28 protein-coding genes are annotated in these 27,000 nt (G+C 46.1%); 17 read left to right on the forward strand and 11 right to left on the reverse strand.

Annotated features, from left to right (window positions below):
* The first annotated feature begins 109 nt into the window (after positions 1-109).
* From IMZ16_RS04305 to murI, 4 genes are all read left to right on the forward strand, one after another.
* The gene (locus IMZ16_RS04305; protein WP_193440639.1) at positions 110-1,285 is read left to right on the forward strand and encodes a PASTA domain-containing protein; all 1,176 of its coding nucleotides are present in this window, start codon (positions 110-112) and stop codon (positions 1,283-1,285) included.
* A gap of 49 nt (positions 1,286-1,334) precedes the next feature.
* Complete coding sequence (locus IMZ16_RS04310; protein ID WP_193440640.1) at positions 1,335-2,399, forward strand: RluA family pseudouridine synthase; 1,065 nt, start codon at positions 1,335-1,337, stop codon at positions 2,397-2,399.
* The gene (gene hemW, locus IMZ16_RS04315; RefSeq protein ID WP_193440641.1) at positions 2,399-3,529 is read left to right on the forward strand and encodes a radical SAM family heme chaperone HemW; all 1,131 of its coding nucleotides are present in this window, start codon (positions 2,399-2,401) and stop codon (positions 3,527-3,529) included. Before IMZ16_RS04310 ends, hemW begins: the two co-directional genes overlap by 1 nt.
* A gap of 199 nt (positions 3,530-3,728) precedes the next feature.
* The gene (murI, locus tag IMZ16_RS04320; protein ID WP_193440791.1) at positions 3,729-4,556 is read left to right on the forward strand and encodes a glutamate racemase; all 828 of its coding nucleotides are present in this window, start codon (positions 3,729-3,731) and stop codon (positions 4,554-4,556) included.
* Here the strand turns inward: murI and IMZ16_RS04325 are convergent.
* The 4 genes from IMZ16_RS04325 to IMZ16_RS04340 are packed head-to-tail and all read right to left on the reverse strand — an operon-like array spanning position 4,542 to position 6,905.
* Entirely contained in the window at positions 4,542-5,141 is a 600-nt protein-coding gene (locus tag IMZ16_RS04325; protein ID WP_193440642.1) for an RsmD family RNA methyltransferase, read from the reverse strand. The genes murI and IMZ16_RS04325 overlap by 15 nt on opposite strands.
* Positions 5,141-5,857 carry a DUF3822 family protein gene (locus IMZ16_RS04330; protein WP_193440792.1) on the reverse strand — a complete coding sequence of 239 codons (717 nt, stop codon included), beginning with the start codon at positions 5,855-5,857 and terminating at the stop codon, positions 5,141-5,143. The genes IMZ16_RS04325 and IMZ16_RS04330 overlap by 1 nt, the downstream gene beginning before the upstream one ends.
* 23 nt (positions 5,858-5,880) lie before the next feature.
* Positions 5,881-6,375, reverse strand: coding sequence for a DNA mismatch repair protein (locus IMZ16_RS04335; protein ID WP_193440643.1), 495 nt, complete (start codon positions 6,373-6,375; stop codon positions 5,881-5,883).
* 20 nt (positions 6,376-6,395) lie between these two features.
* Complete coding sequence (locus IMZ16_RS04340) at positions 6,396-6,905, reverse strand: metallophosphoesterase family protein (protein ID WP_193440644.1); 510 nt, start codon at positions 6,903-6,905, stop codon at positions 6,396-6,398.
* Positions 6,906-6,937: 32 nt separating this feature from the next.
* Here IMZ16_RS04340 and truA point away from each other — a divergent pair, with 32 nt between their 5' ends.
* Together truA and IMZ16_RS04350 are read left to right on the forward strand one after the other, a co-directional pair.
* The gene (truA, locus tag IMZ16_RS04345) at positions 6,938-7,672 is read left to right on the forward strand and encodes a tRNA pseudouridine(38-40) synthase TruA (RefSeq protein WP_193440645.1); all 735 of its coding nucleotides are present in this window, start codon (positions 6,938-6,940) and stop codon (positions 7,670-7,672) included.
* On the forward strand, positions 7,669-9,405 hold the full coding sequence (locus tag IMZ16_RS04350; protein ID WP_193440646.1) for an ABC transporter ATP-binding protein: 1,737 nt from the start codon (positions 7,669-7,671) through the stop codon (positions 9,403-9,405). The genes truA and IMZ16_RS04350 overlap by 4 nt, the downstream gene beginning before the upstream one ends.
* A 46-nt stretch (positions 9,406-9,451) precedes the next feature.
* Here the strand turns inward: IMZ16_RS04350 and IMZ16_RS04355 are convergent, their stop codons facing one another.
* The gene (locus IMZ16_RS04355) at positions 9,452-11,428 is read right to left on the reverse strand and encodes a heavy metal translocating P-type ATPase (protein WP_193440647.1); all 1,977 of its coding nucleotides are present in this window, start codon (positions 11,426-11,428) and stop codon (positions 9,452-9,454) included.
* Between the two features lie 92 nt (positions 11,429-11,520).
* Between IMZ16_RS04355 and IMZ16_RS04360 the strand changes: the two genes are divergently transcribed.
* From IMZ16_RS04360 to IMZ16_RS04370, 3 genes are all read left to right on the forward strand, one after another.
* Entirely contained in the window at positions 11,521-12,006 is a 486-nt protein-coding gene (locus tag IMZ16_RS04360; RefSeq protein ID WP_193440648.1) for a DUF4920 domain-containing protein, read from the forward strand.
* A 105-nt stretch (positions 12,007-12,111) separates the two neighbouring features.
* On the forward strand, positions 12,112-13,149 hold the full coding sequence (gene lpxK, locus IMZ16_RS04365) for a tetraacyldisaccharide 4'-kinase (protein WP_073177338.1): 1,038 nt from the start codon (positions 12,112-12,114) through the stop codon (positions 13,147-13,149).
* Positions 13,121-13,933 carry a purine-nucleoside phosphorylase gene (locus IMZ16_RS04370; protein WP_193440649.1) on the forward strand — a complete coding sequence of 271 codons (813 nt, stop codon included), beginning with the start codon at positions 13,121-13,123 and terminating at the stop codon, positions 13,931-13,933. The genes lpxK and IMZ16_RS04370 overlap by 29 nt, the downstream gene beginning before the upstream one ends.
* A 56-nt stretch (positions 13,934-13,989) precedes the next feature.
* On the opposite strand, the gene IMZ16_RS04375 is transcribed toward IMZ16_RS04370, so the two are convergent.
* Positions 13,990-14,874 (reverse strand): T9SS-dependent choice-of-anchor J family protein, encoded by an 885-nt coding sequence (locus tag IMZ16_RS04375; RefSeq protein ID WP_193440650.1) that lies wholly within the window; start codon positions 14,872-14,874, stop codon positions 13,990-13,992.
* Positions 14,875-15,074: 200 nt separating this feature from the next.
* Between IMZ16_RS04375 and IMZ16_RS04380 the strand changes: the two genes are divergently transcribed.
* From IMZ16_RS04380 to murA, 3 genes are read left to right on the forward strand one after another with little or no spacing between them, the layout of a single operon-like run.
* Entirely contained in the window at positions 15,075-16,532 is a 1,458-nt protein-coding gene (locus IMZ16_RS04380) for an alpha-amylase (protein ID WP_227411565.1), read from the forward strand.
* Between the two features lie 33 nt (positions 16,533-16,565).
* A complete protein-coding gene (locus IMZ16_RS04385) occupies positions 16,566-17,204 on the forward strand; it encodes a DUF4290 domain-containing protein (RefSeq protein ID WP_193440652.1) in 639 nt (212 codons plus the stop codon).
* Positions 17,201-18,508 carry a UDP-N-acetylglucosamine 1-carboxyvinyltransferase gene (gene murA / locus IMZ16_RS04390; protein ID WP_193440653.1) on the forward strand — a complete coding sequence of 436 codons (1,308 nt, stop codon included), beginning with the start codon at positions 17,201-17,203 and terminating at the stop codon, positions 18,506-18,508. Before IMZ16_RS04385 ends, murA begins: the two co-directional genes overlap by 4 nt.
* Here murA and IMZ16_RS04395 read toward each other — a convergent pair.
* The 5 genes from IMZ16_RS04395 to IMZ16_RS04415 form a co-directional block, all read right to left on the reverse strand.
* Complete coding sequence (locus IMZ16_RS04395; protein WP_394368279.1) at positions 18,505-18,894, reverse strand: helix-turn-helix domain-containing protein; 390 nt, start codon at positions 18,892-18,894, stop codon at positions 18,505-18,507. The genes murA and IMZ16_RS04395 overlap by 4 nt on opposite strands.
* The gene (locus tag IMZ16_RS04400; RefSeq protein ID WP_193440654.1) at positions 18,848-19,159 is read right to left on the reverse strand and encodes a type II toxin-antitoxin system HigB family toxin; all 312 of its coding nucleotides are present in this window, start codon (positions 19,157-19,159) and stop codon (positions 18,848-18,850) included. Before IMZ16_RS04400 ends, IMZ16_RS04395 begins: the two co-directional genes overlap by 47 nt.
* 39 nt (positions 19,160-19,198) lie before the next feature.
* Entirely contained in the window at positions 19,199-21,070 is a 1,872-nt protein-coding gene (locus IMZ16_RS04405; RefSeq protein ID WP_193440655.1) for a DUF2207 domain-containing protein, read from the reverse strand.
* A 52-nt stretch (positions 21,071-21,122) separates the two neighbouring features.
* The gene (locus tag IMZ16_RS04410; protein ID WP_193440656.1) at positions 21,123-21,683 is read right to left on the reverse strand and encodes a LemA family protein; all 561 of its coding nucleotides are present in this window, start codon (positions 21,681-21,683) and stop codon (positions 21,123-21,125) included.
* A 78-nt stretch (positions 21,684-21,761) separates the two neighbouring features.
* Positions 21,762-22,394 (reverse strand): YiiX/YebB-like N1pC/P60 family cysteine hydrolase, encoded by a 633-nt coding sequence (locus IMZ16_RS04415; protein WP_193440657.1) that lies wholly within the window; start codon positions 22,392-22,394, stop codon positions 21,762-21,764.
* A 76-nt stretch (positions 22,395-22,470) separates the two neighbouring features.
* Here IMZ16_RS04415 and IMZ16_RS04420 point away from each other — a divergent pair, with 76 nt between their 5' ends.
* The 5 genes from IMZ16_RS04420 to IMZ16_RS04440 all read left to right on the forward strand — a co-directional run bounded on the left by IMZ16_RS04420 (position 22,471) and on the right by IMZ16_RS04440 (position 27,000).
* Entirely contained in the window at positions 22,471-23,676 is a 1,206-nt protein-coding gene (locus IMZ16_RS04420; protein WP_193440658.1) for a pyridoxal phosphate-dependent aminotransferase, read from the forward strand.
* Between the two features lie 11 nt (positions 23,677-23,687).
* Positions 23,688-23,861, forward strand: coding sequence for a hypothetical protein (locus tag IMZ16_RS04425; RefSeq protein WP_193440659.1), 174 nt, complete (start codon positions 23,688-23,690; stop codon positions 23,859-23,861).
* Between the two features lie 23 nt (positions 23,862-23,884).
* Entirely contained in the window at positions 23,885-24,166 is a 282-nt protein-coding gene (locus IMZ16_RS04430) for a virulence protein (RefSeq protein ID WP_455423663.1), read from the forward strand.
* Positions 24,163-25,191 carry a UDP-N-acetylmuramate dehydrogenase gene (murB, locus tag IMZ16_RS04435; protein ID WP_193440660.1) on the forward strand — a complete coding sequence of 343 codons (1,029 nt, stop codon included), beginning with the start codon at positions 24,163-24,165 and terminating at the stop codon, positions 25,189-25,191. Before IMZ16_RS04430 ends, murB begins: the two co-directional genes overlap by 4 nt.
* A 90-nt stretch (positions 25,192-25,281) precedes the next feature.
* Positions 25,282-27,000, forward strand: a complete 1,719-nt coding sequence (locus IMZ16_RS04440) for an alpha-keto acid decarboxylase family protein (RefSeq protein ID WP_193440661.1) — start codon at positions 25,282-25,284, stop codon at positions 26,998-27,000.

Genomic DNA, 27,000 nt, shown 5'->3' on the forward strand with positions numbered 1-27,000 from the left:
AAATATAATTTATTTTAAACCGCCGCTTTTCTTGTGATATTTGTGAGGCTTAGGGCGCCAGGGCATTAACATTATTTTTTATCTTTGCACGAATTATTCCGGCAATATTATGCTCAAATCCCTTTTTAACTGGAGAGTTCTGCTGAATTTCGTGCTTGCACTCGGCGTCTTTGCCGGCCTTGTGTGGCTTACCTTCCGCTGGCTGGATTACCATACGCAGCACGGGAAGGAAGTCCCGGTGCCGAATGTGATGAATATGCCGGTGCAGAATGCCATAAAAACACTGGACGACTCCGGGCTGGATTACGAGGTGGACAGCTTTCAGTTTGATCCCAAATACCGCCCCTACCAGGTGCTGCAGGTGTATCCGTCACCCGGCTCGCGCGTAAAGTACGGGAGGAACATCCTGCTAAAAGTAAACCCGAGAACCTGGGCAAAGGTAGTGGTGCCAGATGTACTGAACCGCTACAAAGGCCTAGCCTTCCGCCAGCTGGAGCAGGTGGGGCTGAAGGTGGGCGATACCATCTATGAGCCTAATATCCAGCGGGATGCGGTAATCCGCCTGGAGATGAACGGCACGAATATAAAGCCGGGAACCCAGGTGCCGCGCTTCTCGGTGCTGGATGTGGTGATAGGCACCGGGCCGAAGCGCAATGTGCCAGTGCCGAATGTGGTGGGGATGACAGTTGGCGAGGCGCGGAAAATGATCGCCTCTTATCTTTTCGAGGTGGGGCTCGTAACCTTTGAAGACGGCACCGGAAGCGACAGCGAGATCGTGTACTACCAAGATCCGGCGGTGAATGAGCTGCGCGACCAGGGTATGCAGATCGATATCTGGGCAAGCAAGAAATCGCCCGCGCAGATGAGTGAGGAAATCCGCAAGCTTGACGAAATTTATCGTGTAAAAATAGATACCACGCTGCCGCCCATCCGCTATGAAGAAATCCCCGTGGAGCCCTACCGCCCGCAGCCTGTGCCGATACCTGCCGACAGACCCCGAGCCGAAACTCCTGCGCCGAAACCCGAAAAACCTCCAGTAGAGCAGCCGAGAAGGGAAGAGCCTAAACCTGCCGCGCAGCCGAAGAAGGAAACCAAAGCTTCAACTGCCAATAGGCCAGAACCTGCCGCTGCACAACCTGCCAAAACTGCACCTTCCAAAGCATCTGAAAAGCCTAAGAAGGCGAGCACTGAGGACAAGCCTGCCAACGCAAAACCTGCACCAAAGGCAGAGAATAAACCGCCAGCAGAAGAAAAGCCGAAGGTTCGGAAAGTAATCGTGGAATAAAAAAAAACCGAAAGCCTTAGCGAAATGTTAAGGCTTTTTTCAACAAAAAATGAGCGAAGAATTAGAGCATTTTCCCGAAGAATTTCAGCCGGAAATCCCTTCGAACGACGATGAGAACGATGGACTTTTCGAGCATCTGAACATCGTGGTTGACAAAAACCAGGAACCTTTGCGGATTGATAAATTCCTGCTGATTTTCCGCCAAAATTCTTCCCGGAATAAAATTTCGCAAACCTGCAGGGCCGGCAATGTAAAAGTAAACGGAAAAGCAGTAAAACAAAACTACCGCGTAAAACCGGGCGACGAAATTTCCGTGCTCCTGGCAAGGCCGCCGAGAGAAAATGTCATCATCCCGCAAAACATCCCGCTCAACATCGTTTATGAGGACGATGATTTGCTGGTGGTGGACAAGGCAGCAGGCATGGTGGTGCATCCTGGTTTCGGAAATTGGGACGGTACCCTGGTAAATGCGCTGGCCTTCCATTTTGAGCAAATCGGGCTGGATACGGATTTGGACAGGATCGGGCTGGTGCACCGCATCGATAAAGACACTTCCGGACTGCTGGTGATCGCCAAAAATGAATTTGCGCTGAGCCACCTTGCCAGGCAGTTTTTCGACCGTACAACGCAGCGGCTGTACTGGGCGTTTGTCTGGGGTAATCTGGAAAACGACGAGGGGACGATAACCGGCCATATTGGCAGAAGCGAAAAAAACCGAATGCAGATGGCGGTGTATGAGGACGGCAGCCACGGAAAGCACGCCGTGACGCATTACCGCGTTCTGGAAAGATTCCGCTATATGACCTGGGTGGAATGCAAACTGGAAACCGGCAGAACGCATCAGATCCGTGCGCATTTCCGGCACATTGGCCACACGCTTTTCAACGATGAGAGGTATGAAGGGAATGTGGCTTTGCGCGGGCAAAACCTGCCTAAGTACCGCCAGTTCATCAGCAATGTTTTTGAAATCTTGCCACGCCACGCACTGCACGCCCACAGCCTTGGCTTCACACATCCTGTGACTGGGCAGCCGATGTACTTCGAGAGCCCGATGCCAGTAGATATGCAGCGTGCCGTGGAAAAATGGCGAAATTATCTGGCGAATAATTTATAATGATCTACATCCACATCCCCTTCTGCAGGCAGAAGTGTAGCTACTGCAACTTCCACTTCTCGGTCAACAAAAACCTAAGGGGGGAAATGGTAGCGGCTTTGCGCAGGGAAATCACGATGCGCCTTAACGAGCTTTCAGAAAAAACGCTGCAAAGCCTCTACTTCGGCGGCGGCACGCCTTCTCTTCTGAGCATTTATGAGTTGGAGGAAATTTTCAACGAAATCCAAAAATATTATAGTTTTTCTGAGAATATCGAAATCACTTTGGAAGCCAATCCTGATGATTTAAGCCGGGAATTTTTGCTCGAATTAAAATCTTTAGGGATAAATCGCCTATCCATTGGAACGCAAAGTTTTTATGATGAGGATTTGAAGCTGATGAACAGGGCGCATAATTCCACCGAAGCAGAAACTTCAATAAAATTGGCGCAAGATGTTGGTTTTGAAAACATTAGCATTGATTTAATCTACGGCTCACCAATTTCCGATTTTAGTATTTGGCAAAAAAATCTGCAAAAAACTGTCGATTTGCAAATTCAGCATATTTCTGCTTATGCGCTTACAATAGAACCGAAAACTGCGCTGGAAAACTGGATTAGCAAAAGGAAAATTCCATCACCAAACGAAAGCTTGCAGAACGAAGAATTTTATTTTATGTCTGCTTTTTTGAAAGAAAACGGATTTGAGCATTACGAAATTTCCAATTTTTCAAAGCCTGAATTTTATTCAAAACACAATATATCTTATTGGCAATCAAAGCCTTATGTAGGAATTGGACCTTCGGCGCATTCGTTTGACGGAAATAAAAAACGAAGCTGGAATATTGCCAATAATGCGATTTATATCAAAGAAATCAGTGAAGGAAAATTGCCATCCGAAAGCGAAACGCTTTCAGAAACTGATGCACTCAATGAATTTCTGATGACTGGTTTGCGAACAAGTTTCGGCGTAAATCTCGAATTATTATATTCAAAATTTTCCAACAATATTATTGAAAAATTAATAAAATCGATCGAAAATAAAATCTTTCACAACGAACTGGAAATTGAAAACAATTTCCTGAAAATTCCGCAGGACAAATGGTTTTTTGCAGATGGTATTGCTGCCGATTTATTTATCCTGAATGATTAATAATCGGTGGGCATTTTTTTATTTGGAAAATTTTTGTATTTTTGTTGTAACGATTTATGAGTAAATTCATGGGTTCGGGACCAAACCAATCCCCCCCCAGGTGTGCTGAAAATAAATTGGAAATAACATCTGTTTGGAGGTGTTATTTTTTTTTATTTCTAATCGATTCAATAAAAATCGTGAAATTTGCGAAAATAAAATTTTGAGAAAAAAGCAAAATTTTTCACAACTTGATGGAAATCAGCCGATTGGAATTTTCGACAGCGGTGTTGGCGGACTTACAATTGCGAAGGAAATCAAGCGCCTTCTACCGCACGAAAACCTAATTTATTTCGGCGATACGAAGCATCTGCCTTACGGCGAAAAATCGAAGGAGGCCATCATAAATTATTCCCTACAAATCACGGAATTTCTGCTCTCGCAAAACTGCAAATCCATCGTAATTGCCTGTAATTCAGCAACTGCCAATGCTTTGCTGGAAGTGAAAAATTTGGTTGGCGGCAAGGTTCCTGTCATAGATGTCATCAATCCGGTCGCCGAAAAAGTGGCGTACGAACTGCACAGCAATGTAGGCGTGATTGCGACGAAGGCCACCGTAAATTCAGGGCTTTACCGAAAAACAATTCGCCGGCACAATAAATTCATCAAGGTGGAAGAATTGGCAACGCCGCTTTTGGTGCCGGCAATCGAAGAAGGCTTCAAAAACCACGCTGTAACCAACGCCATCATCTATCACTATCTCAGTCAAAATAAACTGAAAAATATTGAAACGCTGATCTTGGGCTGTACGCATTACCCATTGTTAATCAATGAGATACAGCAATTTTACGGCAATAGAGTTCGCGTGATTGATTCGCCAAACATCGTAGCCAACCATCTGAAAATGGTGTTGGAAAAGCACGAACTTTTGAACGAAAACGAAACGCCGTACTACAAATTTTACCTTTCCGATCTAACGAAAAATTTTGAGAAAATCGCTAAAAGATTTTTCGGGAAAGATATAAGCTTAGAGTTAAAAACGCTCTGAATCACAATTTTCAATTTCGGAATTTTCTTCAGTATTTTTTACGAAAAAGCTAAAACTAAGATTTCCGTATTTCCTCGTTTCCGAAAGATTAGGATGCTCAAATTTCAAACGGCTTTGATGCTCTAAAACGAACAACCCATCATCCTGTAAGTAATTGTTACTCAGCACCATAGCAATTAATTCTTCGTATTTTTTCTCGTCAGTTTCGCTGAAAGGTGGATCCGCAAAAACAATGTCATACTGCTTTCTGCCCTTATTTTTCTTCAGCCAATCGTACACATCGGCACGCACCACATTGATTTGCAAACGCATATCCAGCTTTGCCGCGATTTCATCAATAAACGCCGTATGTTTCGGATTGATTTCCACTGCTGTTACATCCTCGTTCCCGCGGGAAGCAAACTCAAGCGAAATGGAGCCGATGCCAGCGAACAAATCCAGAACTGCCACAGAATCAAGCTCATAGCGATTGTTCAGAATACTGAAAAGTGCTTCCTTTGCGAAATCTGTGGTAGGGCGAACTTCAAAAAATTTCGGCGCGGCAATGCGTTTCGCTTTCCAGCGGCCTGAGACAATTCTGAACATCAGCTTAGCATAAAATTTTTTCCCGATGAATTTGCAAACACAATATTTACATCTGGTGCAAACTTCTGCAATTCCGTCGTAAATGTCTCATTTTCAGCAACTTCACCGTAAAGAAAAAACTTCGTTTCGGCGATTTCAAAATTCAGTTTTTTAAGCGTGAACATCACGAAATAAAGAAAATCCACTTCAGAATTGGCGTCCAGGTTATTATACAAAATCACGCGGCCTTTATCAAGCGCAAAAAACTCACACTGATTGTGGTAAAGATTAACATGAATCTCTTTGCCAGCCTTGGTTCGCAGCGAATTTAAAAATTTTTCTCCGGAAAAATTAAAGTGCGTTCTTGTATTCAGCGATTTAATTTCCCGATAAAAGCCCAGCGGAAAACTGTAATAAAACTGCACCGCATATTTTCGGTTTACAGACAGCATCAACTCTTCCCTATCCCTTTGTACATCGGCATTCAGCGCGATTAAATCAAAACCGGAATCGTGCTCTTTGAAACCTGATGGCATCAGCGTAAAATGATTGATTGCTGAAATCACAGAAATATCGGTAAATTTTTGCGATTTCAATATTTTCGAAAGTTCATTGAAAATCAAATCCTGCGGGCTATTCTCATCAGCGAAAAAAGATTTTTCTTCCAGAATTATCCGTTGATTGAAAGTGCGGTATTGCAGGCCATCCTTCGTGAAAAGCAGATTCAGCATCATAATCCGGCAAATTTACGGAAAATGCATCAGCTAAATTCTACAATGATGGAAGCAGACTGATGTTTCAGCACGGCATTGTGATGAAAAGTGATGCCAGACATACCTTCAAGTGTCTGAATAACAAGCTGTTGCAGCGTTCCATCACCAATACCGTGAATAATTTCCATTTTCTTTTGGCGGTGCGTTCTGCAAAAATCTAAGGCTTCCAGCAGCTTTTCCTTTTGAATGAAAAACCGCTCAAAACTATCGTACTTATCGGGATTTTCCACGAGTTTTTCAAAATGCAAATCAATGGTAAAATGGTTTCTATTGTGCTTTTTAGAAACAGGTTTGGAAAATTCAAATTTCTTCTCAGGCTTTACGCCATCATAAATTCCTGCATTTCGCAACACTAATTTCGATTGCGGAAATTCGTGCGAAAAGCCGTGCTCATCGATAAATGTAACGAGCTCACCTTTCACCGAAGAAATCTTTCCAGACAAATTCTCATCCAAAACCGAAACCCTGTCGCCAATTTTCATTTTTCACAAAAAATCATCGTTTATTTTGCGGAAACTTCACCGCGCTTTCCGAGCTCAATCACTTCTAAATTCTTCACTTCTCCAGCTTCAATCTCGAAGCGCATCATCGTGCGAACCTTGTGCCAGCCGATGTTTCCAGCAGCACCAGGATTCAAATGCAGCAGCTGATTTTTCTCATCAAAACCCGCCTTCAAAATATGCGAGTGCCCGGAAATAAAAAGCTTCGGCTTTCGTTCCGCGATTTCCTTCTTTGCCAGGGCAGAATATTTACCAGGATAGCCACCGATGTGAATCATCAGCACTTCCAAACCTTCACAATTGAAGCCCGAAACTTCCGAAAACTGCGCACGAACTTCCTGCCCATCGATGTTTCCAAAAACGCCGCGCAAAGTTTTCAGCTTCTGCAATTCTTCCGCAACGCCAGCGCCAAAATCGCCGCAATGCCATATCTCATCGGCTTCCGCGGCGTAATGCAGGATGCGCTCGTCAAGGTAGGAATGCGTGTCCGAAAGCAGCAAAATCTTCTTCAAAATTCTTACTTTTGCAGGGCAAATTTAGTAAATTGCGCTACTTCATCGAGTTTTCTTACAACGGCAAAAATTATTTTGGCTACCAGATTCAGCCGAAGGACATCAGCGTTCAGGAGGTTTTGGAAAAAGCTTTATCCACGATACTTCGCGAAGAAATCAGGACGACTGGTGCTGGCAGAACGGATACTGGTGTTCATGCCAAAAAGGCTTTTGCGCACTTTGATACGGCGCAAAATCTCGAGGAAAATTTAGCCGATAAGCTCAACAGCTTTCTTCCGCCCGATATTGCGGTACGAAGAATTTTTCCGGTGAAAGAAAACCTTCACGCAAGATTTGACGCCACTTTCCGAACTTATGAATACCATATTTCATTGGCGAAAAATCCGTTCACGAAAGATTTCGCGTGGCAAATCCCGAGAGGATGTTTAGATTTAACAAAAATGAATGAAGCTTGCGAAATCCTGAAAGGTTACGAAGATTTCGAGAGTTTTTCAAAAACAGGTGGAGATAACAAGACCACTTTTTGCAAAATCTATAATGCAGAATGGAAACAGAACGGCAGCGAAATTCTTTTCACGATCTCTGCCGACAGATTTCTTAGAAATATGGTGCGCGCCATAGTGGGAACGATGGTGGAAATCGGCAAGGGAAAAATGCAACCCGCTGATTTACACCAAATTATACAGGATAAAAACCGCTCATCAGCAGGAAGTTCTGCGCCGGCACACGGACTTTTCCTGGTGGATGTGGGCTACAATTTTGAATGATGCAGCAAGGCACCTGGCAAATTATCAAGCGGCTTTTTGGCATCGGGATGAAATTTCGGAGCTGGTTCATTCTTGCCCTCATCATTTCCGTTCTGCTTTCTGTGGTCTCCACCTACCGCCCGTACCTCACGATGCAGGTGGTGGACAATGACATCACCAATCTTCAGGACAAATCCTTGATGATGAAGCACATAGGCTGGCTCATCGCTCTTGTTTTCGCTGAAACTTTCCTGAATTTTTTCCTCGTATATTTCTCGAATTTCATCTCCCAGAATGTAATCCGCGACATCAGGGAAAGGCTCTACCATAAGCTGATTTATTTCCGCACTTCCTTTTTCGATAAAACGCCGATAGGGCAATTAGTGACACGCGCTGTGGGCGATGTGGAAACCATAGCCACCGTTTATACGGACGGTTTCTTGATGGTATTTGGCGATATTCTGCGCATCGTTTTTGTATTGGTGATGATGTTCCAAACGAATGTGGATTTGAGTTTCATTTCGCTGCTGATATTACCGCTGATGCTCATCATCACAAGGTTTTTCCAAAAAAGGCTGAAGAAGGCCTTCGGCGATGAAAGAAGCTGGACGGCCATCCAGAATTCCTTTGTGCAAGAACGGCTGCAGGGTATGCAGATCATACAAGTGTTCAACCGGCAGGATGCGGAATTCAAAAAATTCGACCAAATTAATCAGGAACTGAAAGCTGCGCTGCTTCGCACGGTCTTCATTTTCTCGCTGTTTTTTCCGGTGGTAGATTTGATTTCGTCCCTATTCATCGGCACCGTGCTTTTTTACGGCGGCTATATCACGATATCCGCAGGCGTCGTCATCGCATTCATCCAGTACATAAACATGCTAATACGGCCGCTGAGACAAATTGCCGACAGATTCAACAATATCCAGCGCGGAATCGTGGGCGCAGAAAGGGTTTTAGGGCTGATGGACCAGGATCTAGCAATGCCGAACGCTGGAACAATCGTGAAGGATGATATTCAGGGAAAGATAGAATTCCGCAATGTTCGTTTTTCTTACGATGAAAAGCAAGAGGTGCTGCAGGGCGTTTCCTTCACAGTAAATCCCGGCGAAACCGTGGCGATTGTAGGTGCTACAGGTGCCGGAAAATCCACCATCATCAGCCTGATAACGCGGCTTTACGACATTAATTCCGGGCAAATTTTAATTGATGATTTGGATGTTCAGGATTACGAACTTTACAATTTGCGAAGCCAAATCGGCGTGGTTCTGCAGGATGTTTTCCTATTTCACGGCAGCATTTTTCAGAACCTTTCCTTCGGGGATGAAACCGTGACTTTAGAGCGGATGAAGAAAGCGGCGCAGGAAATTGAAGTGGATGAATTCATCGAGCAGCTTCCCAACGCATACGATTATGTGGTAAGCGAGCGGGGTTCTTCTATCTCATTGGGACAGAGGCAGTTACTATCCTTTCTAAGGGCCTACCTTTCCAACCCTAAAATATTGATTTTGGATGAAGCCACATCTTCCATAGACACGGAAAGCGAAAAACTCATCCAGAAAGCCACGGAAAAAATCACGAAAAACCGCACATCCATCATCATTGCGCACCGGCTTTCCACGATAGAAAAGGCGGATAAAATCATCGTGATGGACAAGGGCAAAATCGTTGAAGAAGGGCACCACCACGAACTTCTGCAGCAAAACGGCTACTATGCCACGCTGTATCAATCACAGATTAGCGGCAGTGATGAGTGATTGGTAATCGGAAATAAGCAATCAACTATCACTTATCGATTAAGCCTCACCTATACATAATCCTCATCGCATTTAAGATCGCTAAAAGCGCTACGCCTACATCGGCGAAAACCGCTTCCCACATGGTTGCCAAACCAAAACTGCCGAGAATTAGAACCACCAATTTTACGCCGAAGGCCAGCGAAATATTCTGCCAAACGATGCGCTTCGTTTGCCGCCCAATTTTGATGGCCAATGGAATTTTCAGCGGTTTATCATCCTGAATTACGACATCGGCGGTTTCAATCGTGGCATCGCTTCCAAGGCCACCCATCGCAATGCCCACATCGCTCAGCGCAATTACCGGTGCATCGTTCACGCCATCGCCCACAAAAGCCGCGCTGCCATTTTGCGCCCGTATTTCGCGAACCTTTTCCACCTTGTCTTCCGGCAAAAGTTCGCCGTAGAAATCCGCAATGCCGATGGTTTTCGCTACTTCTTCCACCACGGAAACTTTATCGCCGCTCAGCATCGTGGTTTTTACGCCAAGCCTTTGCAGCTCGGCAACTGCAGCTTTGGCATCGGGTTTTATCTCGTCCGAAATCGCGATAATTCCGGCGAATTTTCCGACATAAGCCATAGCAATCACGGTTTGTGCGGCGGAAGAATTTTCAGCATTAAAATCAATATTAAATTTCTCCAAAAGTCTGAAATTTCCGGCGAGAAACTGCGCACCATTTATCATCGCAGAAATGCCGTGCCCAGGAATTTCTTCCAAATTTTCCACCTTAATCTCTGGATTAATTTCGCCCACAAATTGTTGAACTGCGGTAGCAATGGGGTGTGTAGTCTTGCTTTCCGCTGCGCACAGCATCTGCAGAATTTCCCGCTCATCAAAACCATGGGCAATTTTCACCTCTTGCACCTGAAAAACGCCCTTCGTCATCGTGCCGGTTTTATCCACCACTACATTTCTCACCTTTGCCAAAATGTCGAGAAAATTGCCGCCTTTGAACAAAATTCCGTTACGGCTTCCCGCACCAATTCCGCCGAAATAACCGAGCGGAATGGAAATGACCAAAGCGCACGGACACGATATTACAAGGAAAACAAGCGCCCTGTAAAGCCAATCTTTGAACACATAATCGCTGGCGAAAAAGTACGGCAAAAGGCAGATGGCTACTGCCAAAAAAACGACGATAGGTGTGTAGATTTTTGCAAATTTGGAGATGAATAATTCGGTGGGTGCCTTTTGTGAAGAGGCTTCCTGAACGAGTTGTAAAATTCTCGACAGCTTGGAATCTTCATAAGCCGCGGAAATTTCGACAAGTGCCAAATTGTTAAGGTTGATCATCCCGGCAAAAACTGCATCACCCTGAGATTTGGTGTCGGGCAGACTTTCCCCCGTTAAAGCTGCCGTATTAAAACTCGCTGATTCTGAGCGCAATACGCCATCCAAAGCTAATTTTTCGCCGGGTTTTAACTGGATGATTTCGCCGATTTTCGCTTCGGTGGCCTTCAAGATTTTTGGCTGATGATTTTCAATAACCGTCACTTCGTCCGGCCTTTGATCAAGCAGGGATTTGATGTTTTTTCTCGCCCTGTTCACAGCCATCGCCTGAAAATTTTCGCCGACGGAGTAGAACAGCATCACTGCCACAGCTTCTGGAAATTCACCGATTGCAAAAGCACCAATGGTGGCAATCCCCATCAGGAAAAATTCCGAGAAGATATCGCCTTTCGCAATGCCTGCCGCCGCTTCCTTCAGAACCGGAAAACCAACGGGGATGTAAGCCAAAATATATAGCGCCAACCTATACCATCCTGAAAACCAATCATTTACAATCCACTTTTGATCGAGAAAAATGCCGAGCATTAAAAGTAAAAAAGAAATAATGCTTGGCAGAAATAGCTTCCACAAAGGCTGCCCATCCGAATCGTGGGAATGGCCGCGGTCATGGGAATGTTCGTGGTCATGGGAATTTTCGTGAGAATGCCCGTGCGAACAGGTGCAGGAAGCATCGTGATGATTATGGAGCGCCACAGATTTTTTTGCAAATTTAAGAATATTGGGAACATTTCAATTCCGAACAAATAAATCAGAAAAAAGTTTAAATTTGCTGGATAAATCTTGCAATGAAAAAAATTCTTGCCACTTTGGCTTTTTCAACTTCTGCCCTGCTATTCGCTCAGAAAAGCGAAATTCCCGAAGCGGTAATCGTGCAGCAATATGGTGCCGGCGTTTCGGATGCGGAAGTTTTCAATGTGTATGATACTGCGCAACTTGCGAAGGAGCTGGGCGAAAAAAACAAGCTGGAAAACATTGTGCTGAAAGCGAAAGTGATGGCGATTTGCGAAAAGAAAGGCTGCTGGCTGACGCTGGAAAACGATGGCGGCGAAACAGTTTTTGTGAAGATGAAGGATTATGCATTTTTCCTGCCACAATCCATCATCGGGAAAACGGTGCTGATGACCGCTGATGCGGAGCGCAAGGAAACGAGCGTGGATGAGCTGAGGCACTACGCGAAAGATGCGAAGAAAAGCGCGGAAGAAATTGCGAAAATCACGAAGCCGAAGAAAGAAATCCGCGTTTTGGCCAGGGGCATTAAGGTGGTTTCGTAAAAATATTCTGGCAAGGAAATTCAAAGGCGGCTTTCTGAAAGGGAAGCCGTTTATCATTGAAAATCTATTTCATTTCTTGGCCTGAAAGCCGTATTTTTGCAGGATATGAAGCGGTGGTACCTTGCCCCGTTTGCCGTTCTCTACGGACTGGCGACGGGCATCAGGAATTTTCTTTACGATGCCGGAGTGCTGAAATCAACACGGTTCGGCACGCCGGTCATCTGCGTGGGGAACATTACGGTGGGCGGTTCCGGGAAGTCCCCAATGGTAATGTACCTGGCTGAGCTGCTCTCCGGATACTGCCGCACGGGCGTGCTATCCCGTGGCTATGGGAGAATCACGAAAGGATATGGCATCACCAACTACGAGAGTACTTACAAAACTGTAGGCGATGAGGCAATGCAGCTATTCGAGCGTTTTAAAAACCGCTTCGTGATCGGAGTGTCGGAAAAGCGGGTGCCCGGCGCAAAAAAAATCATCGAGGATATGGACTTGGATGTGCTGATCCTGGACGATGCAATGCAGCACCGCGCCCTGCGGCCTGGCTTCACCATTATGATGACGGATTTCAGCGATCCTTATTTCAATGACCACCTTCTGCCGGCAGGAAATCTCCGCGAAAGCCGCCGCGGCGCGAAGCGGGCGGATATCATTATGGTCTCCAAATGCCCCGCCGGGCTTACGGAAGAAGTGAAACAGGAATTCATCTCAAAGATAGCCCCCCAGCCGCATCAGCAGATCTTTTTTTCGTCAATCGATTATGATGAAAATATTTATTCTAAAACCAAAAGCCTTCCAGACAATAATTTAGCCTACTACGACATCCTTCTGATTACCGGCATCGCCAACCCGAAACCCCTCCTGCGGCATCTGGAAAAATTTGCAAAAAAGGTAAAACACCTCAAATTCCGCGATCACCACGATTTCACAGAGGAGGACATAAAAAAAATTTTTGAAGAATACCGACGCCTCGGGGATTACAAACTGATCCTGACCACGGAAAAGGACTATGTAAGGCTGAAAACCTACGACCAGATCAGGGATTTGGTGTATTTTTGGCCTATTAATGTAAACATTGACCGCGAGCCTGAATTTAAAAAAATAATTTTGGAATATGTTCGGAAAAATCAAAGAAACTTCTGACTTCATCCGGAACGAAATCGGCGAAACACCAGATTTTGCCATCGTTCTTGGCTCTGGGCTTGGCGCCCTGAAAAATGAGGTAGAAGCCATTAAAACCCTGAAATACCGGGACATACCGAACTTCCCGCAAACTACGGTGGCAGGGCATTCCGGGAAATTAATCTACGGAAGGCTGGAAGGGAAAAAGGTGCTGATGATGAGCGGAAGGTTCCACTATTACGAAGGGCACGATATGCAGACCATCACTTTTCCGTTCCGCGTTTTTCATTTGCTGGGCATCAAAAATCTCATCGTTTCCAATGCTTCTGGCGGCGTTCATCCGGATTTCCAGGTGGCGGATATTATGATTATCAAAGACCATATCAATATGATGCCGGAGCATCCTTTGCGCGGAAAAAACCTGGATGAGCTTGGGCCGCGCTTTGTGGATATGAGTGAGCCATATAGCCGGAGGATGATTGCGCTGGCGAAGCAAGTGGCGGAAGAAGAAGGCATAGATGCGAAGGAAGGTGTGTATGTGGCGCTGCAAGGCCCTACTTTTGAAACGCCTGCGGAATACGGTATGGTGCGGGCAATTGGCGGCGATGCGGTGGGAATGAGCACCGTTCCGGAAGTTATCGTGGCGAAACATCAGGGGATGGATGTTTTCGGGATTTCGATAATTACGGATTTGGGCGGGCCGGAAATTGCGTTCGCCGTATCGCACGAAGAGGTGCTTGCAGCGGCAGATAAAGCGATGCCAAAAGTTATCAGGCTGGTAAAAGGCCTGCTGAGAAAGTGCTAAAAAAACTCGCCGACTGAAATTTCAATCGGCGAGAGTTTTTTTGTTGTGAGATTAAATTAGTTTTTAATCACCTGTTTTGATTCGGTAGTTCCGTCGGCATATTTCACTTTCAGGATGTAAACGCCTTTAGGGCTTGCCGTGATGTCCACATTCTCTGCCGCGGTTTTCACAAGTTTTCCGTCAACAGAATAAACTTCCGTGGAAAGCACCTTCTTGTCAGACTTCACTGTGAAAACACCTTTGGAAGGATTTGGGTAAACCGCAGCCTTCGCCTTTCCGGTTTCAGAAGTTCCTAGCGTCTGGGTAGTCACTTTCAAATCATCTACCAGCATCATATAAACATCGGCAGAGATATAGTTGATAGCAAGGTAAACCGGCTTCTCATCGTAGGTTGCAGGGATATCCACCGTTACTTCCGTCCAGGTTGTAGGTGCCTGGCGTGTTCCGCCAATTGCCACGAAACCTTTGGAGGTAGTAGGCGCAGCGCCGCTGCCATCCATAATCGCGACGCGGTATTTTTCCAAACCGAAATCCGAAGCCAGAGACTTCACCCAGAAAGAAAACTTGTTGCCAGTGCCAAGCGTGATTTTCGGAAGAACCAACCAATCATCATTCTTCAGAACTCCGGCAGCAGGCTGCGGAACGCCTCCCCAAAATGCGAAATACTTATCGCCGCTATGCGGATCAAAATTGGATTGCTCGTTCCCGTGACCATTCACAACGCCGGCAATATTCGGGTTGAAAACCTGCGCTACCATCGGCTTGCCAACATTCGGCCAGTTAGCCGCATTCTCGTCAACGCCGCCGTAATAGGTGTTCATCTTGTCATTATCAATCAGCGTATATTTGCCGATGTTGGCAATGATGAAATCCTCGTGGCCTTCCACATTATCTTCAAAAAGCGTAACCTGTGCGGTAGCTTTCGCGCCGAATACTAACATTGCGGCAGCCAATAAATTTTTTTTTCACAATCGTTAAGTTTTAGTTTTAATGGTAAAATTAAAAGTTTTTTTCCAAAGAAGTGCAACTTTATTTCAAAAAATTTTATTCCGAAAGGAAATTTACCTAAAAATTAAAAAATTCCACCAAAGGAAATTTTACTAAATTTGGCGACATCAAACAAGCGTTTATGAACGGAACAATGCTGCAGGCATTCCACTGGTACACACCTGGTGACAGCACTTTTTACGATGATATTGCAGGAAAGGCGCCCTCCCTTTCCAAACTGGGAATTACGGCGGCCTGGCTTCCGCCGGCTTACAAGGCTGCTGGCGGCGGTTTTTCCGTGGGCTACGATCCGTACGACCTTTATGATTTGGGCGAATTTGACCAGAAGGGAACAATACCCACAAAGTACGGCACGAAGGAGCAGTACCTGAACGCCTGCAAAACCTTGCAGAAAAACAACATCTCGGTAATTGCCGACATCGTGCTGAACCATAAGGCTGGAGGAGATGAAAAGGAAAAATTCCGCGTGGTACAGGTGGACGAGCACAACCGCAACCTGGATGTTTCGCAGGTTATCGAGATTGAATCTTACACGAAATTCAATTTTCCGCGTGGCGAAAAGTATTCTGATTTCCAGTGGAATTTCAACTGCTTTACCGGAGTAGATTATGCGGAAGGCAGGGAGGGCGGCATCTACCGAATCATCCACGATCATGGCGAAGGCTGGGAAGATGTGATAGATGATGAGCTGGGCAACTACGATTTCCTGATGTACAACGACATTGAGCACCGCAACCCTTTCGTTCGGGAAGAGCTGAACAAATGGGCGGAATGGTACGAATCCCAAATCCATTTCGATGGCGTGAGGCTGGATGCCGTGAAGCACATTTCACCGGATTTCTACAAAGAATGGCTCACTCTTTTGCGCGCCAACACAGGCAAGGACATCTTTGCAGTGGGCGAATATTGGGCACCAGGATTGGTGGAGCTTCTCCTGAAATACATCGATGCTACAGAAGGCTGTATGAGCCTTTTCGATTCATCTTTGCAGCACAATTTCCACATCGCTTCCAACCAGGGCAGCGATTATGATTTGCGGAAAATATTCGATGAAACTTTGGTTCAGGCAAGGCCAGACTTAGCCGTAACCTTGGTGGATAACCACGATACCCAGCCACTACAACAATTGGAAGCACCGGTGGAACACTGGTTCAAGCCGATAGCCTACGCGTTAATTCTACTTCGGAAGGATGGCTATCCGTGCATTTTTGAACCGGATTTGTTCGGTGCCAGCTACAAAGATCAAGGAAGCGACGGCGGTGAATACGAGATATTTCTGAACAAGGTGGACGGCATAGAGGAGCTGATAAAAGCCCGCAAGGAAAATGCCTACGGTGAGCAAAGGGATTATTTCGAGGATGCCAACTGCCTTGGTTGGGTGCGTGAAGGCGACGGCTACCACAAAGGCTGTGCAGTGGTACTCAGCAATAAGGAGGAGTATGCAAAGCCAATGGAAATGGGTGCGCAGTATGCCGGACAAAAGTTTTTCGACAGGCTGGGAAGGTTTCAGGAAAAAATTACCATCGATGAAAATGGCTGGGCGAATTTCCCTGTGCCCGCAGGAAATGTGAGCGTGTGGATTCCAGAATAATTTGCAAAATTCTCAATTATTATCTTTGCAAGTATGGAATATAATACTTCGCGAAATGCGCTTCGCCTCCCGGAATACGGCAGAACCGTTCAGGAACTTGTGGAACGGCTGAAGCAGCTGCCCACAAAGGAAGAGCGCAACGAAATGGCGGAAGGCATTGTGGAATTTCTCGGGCAGAGAAACCCGCAACTTCGTGATGAGGAGAACTACCGCCACAAGCTTTGGGACCACCTTTTCATCCTGGCAGATTATGATTTAGATGTGGATGCCCCCTACCCTGCACCTTCGAAAGAACAGCTGCTGGAAAAGCCGAAAAAAATGGAATATCCTAAGCTGGAAGGCGAGTATAAATTCTACGGCAAAAGCATCGGGCAGCTGATTGACAAGGCGATTGCGCTAGAAAACGGCGAAGAGAAGGAAGCGCTGATACAGGTGATTGCCAATAATATGAAGAAATCGTACAACATCTACAACAAGGAGCATGTAACGGATGAGGTGATTTTCCGGCACCTGAAAGACCTTTCTGGCAACCGCCTGGATTTGGACGGCATTGAGACCTTGGATAAAAGCAAAATTTACCACAGCCAAAACCGCAACAACAGGAAAAATCAAAATAATCCGCAGAATAGGCGGCGGAATTTCAACCCAAATAAAAACCGCAACAACGGATGAGCACGGCGTTCCGCATAAAGGGCGGCCAAAGGCTGCAGGGCGAAATAATACCACAGGGCGCGAAAAACGAAGCGCTGCAGATTTTGTGCGCAGTTCTGCTGACTGATGAAGATGTACGCATCCAGAACATTCCGGACATACACGATGTGAACCGGCTAATTGACATACTGAGCGATCTGGGTGTGGCAGTGCGCAGAAACGGTAAGGGCGATTTCACTTTCTGTGCGAAAAACATTAATCTGGATTACATCAAATCTGAAGAATTCCGGAAGGAAGGTGCGAAACTTCGCGGTTCGGTAATGCTGCTCGGTCCGCTTTTAGCGCGTTTCGGCGAGGCGTATATGCCAACGCCAGGTGGCGATAAAATCGGCAGGAGGCGGCTAGATACGCACTTTCAAGGTTTTGCGGATTTGGGCGCGGAATTTTATTTTGATGAAAAATCTCACATCTATTCCGTAAAAGCCAAAGAGCTGCACGGTAAATTTATTTTGCTGGAAGAAGCTTCCGTCACAGGAACTGCGAACATCCTGATGGCAGCGGTTTTGGCGAAGGGCACCACGCAAATTTACAATGCAGCCTGCGAACCTTATCTACAGCAGCTTTGCAAAATGCTGAACAGAATGGGCGCGAAAATTTCCGGCATCGGTTCTAATCTTCTGACGATCGAAGGCGTTTCTGAACTGGGCGGAACAGAGCATAGAATGCTGCCTGATATGGTGGAAATAGGCTCGTGGATTGGGCTGGCAGCTATGACGAAATCGGAACTTACGATTAAGGATGTTAGCTGGGAAAACCTGGGCATCATCCCTTCCACCTTCAGAAAATTAGGCATCCAGCTGGAAAAGTCGGGCGATGATCTTTTTATTCCAAGTCAGGAAAATTACAGGATTCACAAATTTATCGACGGCTCCATCCTCAGCATTGCTGATGCACCGTGGCCAGGCTTCACACCGGATTTACTGTCGATAGTTTTGGTAGTGGCTACGCAGGCGAAAGGCACGGTTTTAATTCACCAAAAAATGTTTGAAAGCCGCCTGTTTTTCGTGGATAAGCTGATCGATATGGGTGCGCAGATTATTCTGTGCGATCCACACAGAGCTACGGTAGTAGGGCTCAACCACGAATCGCCGCTTCGTGCCACTACGATGACTTCGCCGGATATCCGTGCTGGAAACGCCCTGCTGATTGCGGCGCTTTCTGCGGAAGGCACCTCCACGATTTACAACATCGAGCAGATAGACCGCGGCTACGAAAATATCGATGGCAGGCTGAAAGCCATTGGCGCGAAGATTGAACGGGTTTAGTATTCCTGAATCAAAGTTTCTGCAGGAATCTTCAGTTCTTTGTTCAGTTTGCGTATCATTCCCAAGCTTAGTCTTCTTTTTCCGCTAAAAATTTCGGATTTCCTTGAGCGGTTTCCAAGAATTTTATTCAGGTCAGATTCCGCCATATTCATTTGCTCCATCCTGAATTTTATCGCTTCGATAGGGTGCGGCTTAGGAATGGAAAAATGCGTGTCCTCATAATTTTTGATTAAGACTGACAGAACCTCAAGTTCATCAAATTCTTCTGATGATTCCTGCGGCCTTTTCTGTATAAGATGGTAAGCCTTTTCCAGGGCTTCGTCATACTCTTTCTCGGTTCTAATCGGCTTTATCATAATTGATGTTTTTTGCGTCAATTCTGTCATAATCTTTGTGCTGCCCAAACCATACGATGAAAATCAGTCCGATTCTGTATTCAATATCTACGATTAATCTGAACTTGTTTCCGTGAATATTGAACACCACTCTTTTATCATCAAGAATTGAAGCATTTGCAAATTGAGATTTCAAGGCTTGTGGGTTTCTCCATTCCGCTTTTTCCGCTTCTGCAAACCACGCCAGCAAAGACTGCTCTGCTAAAGGATATTTTTCACAATACCGCTTCAAAGTTCGAACGGCAATAATTCTCATCAGCAAAAATACAAAAATGTTACCAAAATGGTTGCTACACTACCAGCCGCCGCCGCCGCCGCCACCGCCACCGCCGCCGGAAAATCCGCCGCCGCTGCTTCCTGAGGAAGAAGATGAAGGCTGTGTAGAAGCAGAGCTAAGCGTGTTGGCCAGCGAAGAATTCAGCGTGTTGCCAAAGCTGCTCGCGCTGAAGGTATTCGGGCTGACATACCAGTCGCTTTGGTAATTCGTGGCGCTGCGCACCAGCATATTTTCGAACTTTTGCCCCCAGATTTTATCCACGCCCAAAACCATTGCATAAGGCAACAGCTTCTCGAAAACTTCCGGCGTCATTTTTGGCGGATTGTGGAACTGCAAAAGCTGATTTTCCGCCGCACCCATATACATCCTGAAACCACTGATGAGCGAGCGTGCCTCCAGTTTCTGCTCGGAAGGCCGCTTGATAAGCCAAGAGTAAATGGCTATCATTATCATCGAAAGTATTGAGAAAATATTGACTGGCAGCATATTTTTATCCATGAAAAGCGAAACCAGAGTTCCGGCAGCACCCACCGATCCAAAAATCAGGATGGTCACAATTCCCAGAAAACTTCCTTTTCTGTTTTTGAAAAATGACCAAAATACCACCACGAAAATTACCTGCACGAAAACCACCCCAAAGTTTCCGAGAACTGTTTCAAAACCGTAAATTGTGCCAAGAATTGCCATCGCAATGCCGTAAACCAGAATGGTGATGATGATGGGCAAAATCAGGAAATTCCGGTTATTGCCCTCATCCAAGAATTTTTGATGCTGAGTTTTCAGGCTTGAGTGGAAATCCTTCACGATGCTCTCGATTTTGCTATCGTAGCTGCCGTCGATTGTCAGCGTATCACCCTTGGAGAAAAACCTGTTCATCAGCAGGGTTTCTTCGGCAGGCAGGCTGTCGTCATCGTTTTTTATTTTTTTTAATGTAAAACTTTTCCGGCTGAAAAATCCTGATTTCCCGCTTTCTTCAATTTTAATAAAACCTTTCGTGGCAAGGCTTACGATGGCCGCAGAAAGTAAATCCTTGCTCAGTTTGCCGTCATCAAGATAGCCCATTGTAGCAGGCGAAAAATTATTGGGCGGATTGAACTGCGGATAAACCGTTGGTTTTTGCGGGTCTTTGCCGTATTTCAGCCAGGTGAATATGTAGTAGAGCGAGAGCGCGCCCAAAGTGAGCAGCAGCAGAATAGGCACGCCGTATTTCTCGAGAAATGTAGGTGGAGGCGGCGGCTGAACCTGCCCTTTGGTAAAGCCTGCAGCCACGGTTAAACCTTCTCTGGAGCCAAGATTCAGAGCCTGCCAGGAAATTGAATTTTCACCGATTTTCCTCGAGGTACAGTTTTGCGCATTACTGCCGTATCTGCCTGTATAGCAGGCGTTTTGCAGAATTTCCACACCTTCCGGAAGATGCACTGTGGCTTTCGCAAAATCTATCGGAAACTGCCATTTATCACCGGTGGCATTCCAGTAAAATTCATCGAAATCATCGAAGAAACCTACCTGATTCGTAATGGTGTATTTCAACTCATACTCGTAAATTCCACGGGTAAGATACACGCTTTTGCTGCCGATGTAAACAACCCTGTTGCCGTCCTCAAACTCCGTGTGGTAAGATTCTGTGGCACTATCTTTCTTTACAGAAATCAGATTGAAATTTGGCGGACGGTGCTGACCTTTGGCTTCCTTGAACGGCGGAAAAGTCCGGAAAATACCGTGCTCGATGGCATCGCCTTCCGATTTCACCTTTATTTTTTCGGTGATGGTAGCCAGGCCGTTTCGGTCGATATCCACATCCACCTCGTAGCGTAGGATGCGCTCACCATAGCGTGACTTAGCGCTGTCACGGCCGCTGTAATCCTGACCGAACGCCTGAAAACACAGCATCAGGCAAAGAAATCTGAGCACCGCCTTCATTACGGGAAAATCTGAAGAAAACTTAAAACTGAACTTTCGGCGTTGTTCTTTCCGCTGTATTTTCCAGCTCGAAGAACTGCTCTTTTGAGAAGTTGCCCATATTTGCAACAATGCTGCTCGGGAAAGATTCCACCGTGATGTTGTAATCGCGCACCGTACCGTTATAATATCTCCTCGCTTTCTCGATATCACCCTCCAGATTAGAAAGCTCGCCCTGAAGTTCGCGGAAATTAGCATCAGCCTTCAAATTCGGATATTGCTCTGCCACTGCGTTCAGGCGCATCATCGCATTGCTTAGCTCCGTTTCAGCCGCCTCTTTTTCCTGCATCGTATTGGCACCCATCGCTTTGGCCCTTGCCTGCGTCACGCTGTCCAGCGTCGCTCTTTCGTGCGTGGCATAGCCCTTCACTGTTTCCACAAGATTCGGAATCAGGTCGTGGCGTTTCTTCAGCATCACATCTATACTGCTGAAGCCTTCGCGCACCATATTTCGAAGCCTCACCAGCTTATTGTAAATAGCAATTCCGTAGAAAGCCAATAGAAGAATGAGGAGGAGGAACACGCCTAAAACAGTAATAATCATAGCTTTATAATTTTCGCTAAAGATAAATATTTTTTGAAATGAAGTGCTGTTAATTGAAAATTAATTTTTTGAAGCTAATCAAAACTCCAGCACACGCACAAAAAATATTTTCTCAGAATTTGCCATACCGTTCGGGTTGCAGCCCGGCTCCCCTTCTGGAACGGGAATGCCCAGCCTGTCGTAGAATTTTTTCCAGTAATCGTCGGTTTTTCCAGTTTTTGGGTTGATGAAGGTCATCGGCTGAAGCTCGAAGATGCGGTTTCCGCGGAATGCCCTTTCCACAAAATCCGAGCAGTAGTAGGATTCCTCGTTCAGAACATAGCTGAAGTTGTAGGGCTTGCCAAGCATCGCCTTTGCATTTTCCAAAGCCTGCGGTATCGCGTGCTGGTATTGCGGTTTCAGGCGGTAAATTACAAGCTGCTGCCGCTCTTTTCCCGCCTCATCTACAAAATCTTTCAGCGGCTGCCTTTGCGAGCCGCCTTTCGGCGCAGCGTGGTACACGAAGTATTCCCTGCCGCTTTTCTCAATTAGGCCCAGATGGTCGTAGGAAAATTTCGCGCCGGTTTCGGTCACGCGGCTTATCGCGCCGGAAAGGTTTTCAGCATTTGCCGTTACAAAAATTAAATCTCCGTTTTTTAAACCGCGGAATTTTCCCGAGGCGCAGCTGTGGAGCAAGACTAAAAAAAGCACGAGGCAGAGTAATTTTTTCATTCTTAATTTCATAGTGTAAAAATGGGACTTTTTTGTAAATTAGCCCTAAATTTTTTAACGGTAAAACACTACTGCCATGCCAAAAATTTCCCGACGCGCGCAGGAAATGCCCGCCTCCCCAGTAAGAAAATTAGTGCCCTATGCCCTGCTCGCCAAGCAGCGCGGAACTAAAGTTTATCACCTGAACATCGGCCAGCCGGATATCGACACGATTCCCGCGGCGATTGAAGCTATAAAAAATATCGATATGAAAGTGCTGGATTATGCACTTTCCGAAGGCAATATAGAATACCGCACCGCTCTGATGAACTATTACCACAGGCTGGGCTTTACCGACCTTACGACTGATAATTTCATTGTGACCAACGGCGGCTCGGAAGCGCTGAATTTCGCCATTTCGCTGGTTTGCGATCCTGAGGATGAAATCATCATCCCCGAGCCTTACTATGCCAACTACAACGGCTTCGCACAGGCCTTCAATGCAAGGGTAATTTCCGTTCCAAGCAGCATTGAAACTGGTTTCTCCCTGCCGCCGATTTCTGATTTTGAGAAGAAAATTACCTCCAACACACGCGCCATCCTAATCTGCAACCCGGGAAACCCTACCGGCTATCTCTACTCCCGCGAAGAGCTGGGGCAGCTCGCGCGCATCGCTCTAAAGCACAACATCGTCATCATCTCGGATGAGGTATATCGTGAGTATGTCTATGACGGTAAGGAGCAGGTTTCTATGCTGTCTTTCCCCGAATTGAAAGATCACTGCATCGTAATAGATTCAGAATCAAAGAGATACTCAATGTGCGGGGTGAGGATCGGCACCTTTGTGACAAGATCCAGGGAACTGCACGATGCGGCTATGAGATTCGCACAGGCGAGGCTTTCCCCGGTTCTCATCGGCCAGATCGCGGCAGCTGCGGCACACAGCGATGATTTTGAATACATTAATAATGTGCGGCAGGAATACACGAAGCGCCGAAACCTGCTGGTAGATTTGCTGAATGCAATCCCGGGCGTGATTTGCCCGAAACCGCAGGGCGCATTCTACTGCGGCGTAGAGCTGCCGGTGGATGACACCGACAAATTCTGCCAATGGATGCTGGAGCATTACTCCAACAACGGCGAAACGGTGATGATGGCACCTATGGGCGGCTTCTACAGCAACCCTGAGCTAGGGAAAAAGCAGGTGCGCATGGCGTATGTCCTTAATGAGCAGGATCTGAAACGCTCGGCAGAAATTTTGGAGGATGCCCTTTTGAAATATAGGGAGGAGTTTAATATTTAATTTAAACAAGAATGAAAATCGGAGAAAAAGCCCAGGCTTCGCCTAAAATCACCGGTCTTGATGAATGGATTGAAGGCATCATCATCCGCATACGCAACAATCCTTTTATCGGTGTGGAGATTGCGATAAAAGACAACTTGGGACGGATTTTTTTTGGAGCGGAAAAATACTTCAAAGCATTATAATAATGTTCGCAATTAGTTTTGATATGGTTGTTGCAGAATTGAAAAAATACTACAATGATCCATACAATAATGCCTATTATGAAATTAGTTCCATCCTGGATAAATACGGATTTTTCGGTGTTCAGGGAAGTTTGTACTTGAGCAACAACAACGATATGTCCAATCTTGTTGATGCAATTGATGCGTTAAATGAGAAGGAATGGTTTGTAAATTCGGTAAGGGATATCAGAGCTTTTCGGGTAGAGGATTGGAGTAATTTTACTGCGAGAGCAAAACGAAAAGCCACAAACACTGACAGAGAATGATTCAGGAAAATTTTTCATTGAAGGCGCACAATACCTTTGGTGTGGATGTTTCGGCGAAGTACTTTGCGGAAGCGTCTTCCGAAGGCGAACTGCTGGAGGTTTTGCAGGAATTTAAACAGAGAAATGCCGGCGGAAGCCTGTTGATGATGATTCTTGGCGGCGGAAGCAACATCCTTTTCACCAAGGATTTTGAAGGCCTGGTGCTGAAGCTCAACCTGCTGGGAATTTCGGAAGAAATGACAAATGACGAGGAAATTTTGGTGACGGCAAAATCGAGCGAGAACTGGCACAATTTCGTGATGCACTGCGTTGGGAAGAATTTCGGCGGGCTGGAAAATCTTGCGCTGATTCCAGGGAATGTGGGCACTTCGCCGATGCAGAACATCGGAGCTTACGGCGTGGAAATCAAGGATGTCTTCCATTCCTGCAAAGCCCTGAACCTGGAAACTTTGGAGATTGAGAAGTTTGACAAAGCGCGTTGCCAATTCGGTTATCGCGATTCTTTTTTCAAAAACGAGGGCAAGGGCAAATACATCATCCTGGAAGTTACTTTTAAACTCAAAACCAAAAACCACGAAATTCACGCCGATTATGCAGCGCTGCACAGCGAACTTGAAAGGCGGAAAATTGAGCACCCTACAATTCAGGATATCGCAGAAATCGTGATTACGATTCGTGAAAGCAAATTGCCTAATCCTTCCGAAATCGGCAATGCCGGTAGTTTTTTCAAAAACCCAATAATTTCGCAGGAAAATTTCGAAATCCTCAAACAGCAGCATCCGGAAATTCCGGCCTATGGAGATGGAGAAAATATAAAAGTTCCTGCAGCGTTTTTAATTGAAAAAGCCGGCTGGAAAGGCAGGCAAATCGGCAATGTGGCCACGCACGAAAAGCAGGCACTGGTAATTGTTAACAAAACCGGGGCAGCAACTGGAAAAGAAATTTTTGAATTTTCTCGCCAAATTATTGAAGATGTTGAAAAGCAGTTTGGCATCAGATTAGAAAGGGAGGTCAATATTTATTAAATTTAAAATAGTTTAAGCTGGTCATTACATCAGATCATCTAAATTTACACCGCCTAATTTCAAGCATAGCATTAAACACAAAACTTACTTATGGCTAAGACTACCATCGGAAAATATCTGGCTTCCAGGCTGGAAGAGATCGGACTGAAATATTATTTTACAGTTCCAGGAGATTATAACTTAACCTTGCTGGACGAGCTTATCAGCAATAAAAATATGCAGTATGTGGGCAACTGCAACGAACTGAATTCCGCCTACGCCGCCGAAGGCTATGCCCGTGCCAATGGCGCCGGCGCAATGATTACCACCTTTAATGTTGGGGCATTTTCAGCATTGAATGGTATCGTGAGTGCCTATGCAGAGCGGCTGCCGGTGATTTTTGTTTGCTCCGCGCCCAACAGCAACGACATCTTTTCCAACCGATTTGTTCACCACAGCATCGCCACTCACGATTTTAGCTATCAATTTGAAATGATAAAGCGGGTGACTTGTGTGGCTGAACGAATATTGCATGCGGAAAACGCGCCGAGACAAATTGACAATGCCATCCGCACCGCCATTCGGGAGCGAAAGCCTGCTTATATTGAAATCCCAGCCAATCTTTCCACGGCTGAATGTTCAGTACCGCAACCGCTGCTACTGGATGCGCCAGTTGGCGGCAATACACCTTTGGCTGTGAACGAGGAGGCGCTTAATGCTGCAGTAAAATCAATAGCGGAACAACTCAACAAAGCCGAAAAACCGGTTCTGCTTGCAGGCCCTCATCTACGATCTTTCGGAGCTGTGGACGCATTTCGCCATTTAGCCGAAGCGCTAGGTTGCGCGGTAGCTGTAATGCCAAATGCCAAAAGCTTTTTCCCTGAAGATCACCCCCAATTCATCGGGGTATATCTAGGCAAAGTCAGCAGCCCAGGTTGTGATGCGATTATGGAATGGTCGGATATGATTTTAGCAGCTGGCGCAGTCTTCACCGATTACTCAACTGTTGGGTGGACTATGGCACTGCCAGAGAGGGAGAAAATGATTGATGTACGCGCTTGGGATGTGCAGCTTCCACAGGATGATTTTACCAATGTCCCGATAGCAAAAGTATTGGAAGGCTTGGCTAATTATGTGAACAGTAACAAAACTTCGCTCGAGCAGTTCAATCGAGAAAGCCAACAAGGTAAAATGGTTGATTATGATTCACAGGCTGCAGATGAACGGCTTAGCCGAGCTGAAATGGTAAATCAAATTGAACACAACCTCATCGATGCCAATACCACGCTGATTGTGGAAACAGGGGATTCCTGGTTTAATGGGATGTATATGAAACTCCCTAGCGGCGCCGGATTTGAAATTGAAATGCAATACGGCTCCATCGGCTGGTCTTTGCCAGCGAGCCTCGGTTACGCGCTGGGCGCCGAGCCCGGCCGCCGCACCGTGCTTCTCATCGGCGATGGCTCCTTCCAGCTGACCGCGCAGGAAATCTCCAAGATGATTGAATTGAAACAGGAAATCATTATGGTGCTAGTGAACAACTATGGCTATGTCATTGAATCGGCAATTCACGAAGGGCCTTATAATTATTACCAAAACTGGGATTATGCCGCATTAATGAAGGCATTTAACGGCAACGATGGTAATGGCCTTGGCCTCACCGCAGCCACAGCAGGAGAACTTGCTAACGCCATCGCACAGGCGAAAACTCATAAAGGCGGCCCGGTGCTCATCGAATGCCAGATAGAGCACGATGATTACACGAAGGAACTCATCACCTGGGGTAGTGCTGCCGCTGAAGCCAATGCACGCGAGCCGAAGGAGATTTAA

This window comes from Cruoricaptor ignavus, from assembly GCF_014961145.1.
Taxonomy (GTDB): Bacteria; Bacteroidota; Bacteroidia; order Flavobacteriales; family Weeksellaceae; genus Cruoricaptor; species Cruoricaptor ignavus.

What these genes read in the sequence shown, in the direction of transcription:
- IMZ16_RS04385 (WP_193440652.1), top strand. Translation starts at nt 16,566, where the DNA reads ATGGAATATAATACTTCGCGAAATGCGCTTCGCCTCCCGGAATACGGC.
- IMZ16_RS04395 (WP_394368279.1), bottom strand. Translation starts at nt 18,894, where the DNA reads ATGACAGAATTGACGCAAAAAACATCAATTATGATAAAGCCGATTAGA.
- IMZ16_RS04360 (WP_193440648.1), top strand. Translation starts at nt 11,521, where the DNA reads ATGAAAAAAATTCTTGCCACTTTGGCTTTTTCAACTTCTGCCCTGCTA.
- IMZ16_RS04430 (WP_455423663.1), top strand. Translation starts at nt 23,885, where the DNA reads ATGGTTGTTGCAGAATTGAAAAAATACTACAATGATCCATACAATAAT.
- IMZ16_RS04405 (WP_193440655.1), bottom strand. Translation starts at nt 21,070, where the DNA reads ATGCTGTGTTTTCAGGCGTTCGGTCAGGATTACAGCGGCCGTGACAGC.
- IMZ16_RS04310 (WP_193440640.1), top strand. Translation starts at nt 1,335, where the DNA reads ATGAGCGAAGAATTAGAGCATTTTCCCGAAGAATTTCAGCCGGAAATC.
- IMZ16_RS04350 (WP_193440646.1), top strand. Translation starts at nt 7,669, where the DNA reads ATGATGCAGCAAGGCACCTGGCAAATTATCAAGCGGCTTTTTGGCATC.
- IMZ16_RS04375 (WP_193440650.1), bottom strand. Translation starts at nt 14,874, where the DNA reads ATGTTAGTATTCGGCGCGAAAGCTACCGCACAGGTTACGCTTTTTGAA.
- IMZ16_RS04325 (WP_193440642.1), bottom strand. Translation starts at nt 5,141, where the DNA reads ATGTTCAGAATTGTCTCAGGCCGCTGGAAAGCGAAACGCATTGCCGCG.
- murB (WP_193440660.1), top strand. Translation starts at nt 24,163, where the DNA reads ATGATTCAGGAAAATTTTTCATTGAAGGCGCACAATACCTTTGGTGTG.
- IMZ16_RS04420 (WP_193440658.1), top strand. Translation starts at nt 22,471, where the DNA reads ATGCCAAAAATTTCCCGACGCGCGCAGGAAATGCCCGCCTCCCCAGTA.
- IMZ16_RS04305 (WP_193440639.1), top strand. Translation starts at nt 110, where the DNA reads ATGCTCAAATCCCTTTTTAACTGGAGAGTTCTGCTGAATTTCGTGCTT.
- IMZ16_RS04370 (WP_193440649.1), top strand. Translation starts at nt 13,121, where the DNA reads ATGTTCGGAAAAATCAAAGAAACTTCTGACTTCATCCGGAACGAAATC.
- lpxK (WP_073177338.1), top strand. Translation starts at nt 12,112, where the DNA reads ATGAAGCGGTGGTACCTTGCCCCGTTTGCCGTTCTCTACGGACTGGCG.
- IMZ16_RS04410 (WP_193440656.1), bottom strand. Translation starts at nt 21,683, where the DNA reads ATGATTATTACTGTTTTAGGCGTGTTCCTCCTCCTCATTCTTCTATTG.
- IMZ16_RS04440 (WP_193440661.1), top strand. Translation starts at nt 25,282, where the DNA reads ATGGCTAAGACTACCATCGGAAAATATCTGGCTTCCAGGCTGGAAGAG.
- murA (WP_193440653.1), top strand. Translation starts at nt 17,201, where the DNA reads ATGAGCACGGCGTTCCGCATAAAGGGCGGCCAAAGGCTGCAGGGCGAA.
- hemW (WP_193440641.1), top strand. Translation starts at nt 2,399, where the DNA reads ATGATCTACATCCACATCCCCTTCTGCAGGCAGAAGTGTAGCTACTGC.
- IMZ16_RS04380 (WP_227411565.1), top strand. Translation starts at nt 15,075, where the DNA reads ATGCTGCAGGCATTCCACTGGTACACACCTGGTGACAGCACTTTTTAC.
- IMZ16_RS04415 (WP_193440657.1), bottom strand. Translation starts at nt 22,394, where the DNA reads ATGAAAAAATTACTCTGCCTCGTGCTTTTTTTAGTCTTGCTCCACAGC.
- IMZ16_RS04400 (WP_193440654.1), bottom strand. Translation starts at nt 19,159, where the DNA reads ATGAGAATTATTGCCGTTCGAACTTTGAAGCGGTATTGTGAAAAATAT.
- IMZ16_RS04335 (WP_193440643.1), bottom strand. Translation starts at nt 6,375, where the DNA reads ATGAAAATTGGCGACAGGGTTTCGGTTTTGGATGAGAATTTGTCTGGA.
- IMZ16_RS04425 (WP_193440659.1), top strand. Translation starts at nt 23,688, where the DNA reads ATGAAAATCGGAGAAAAAGCCCAGGCTTCGCCTAAAATCACCGGTCTT.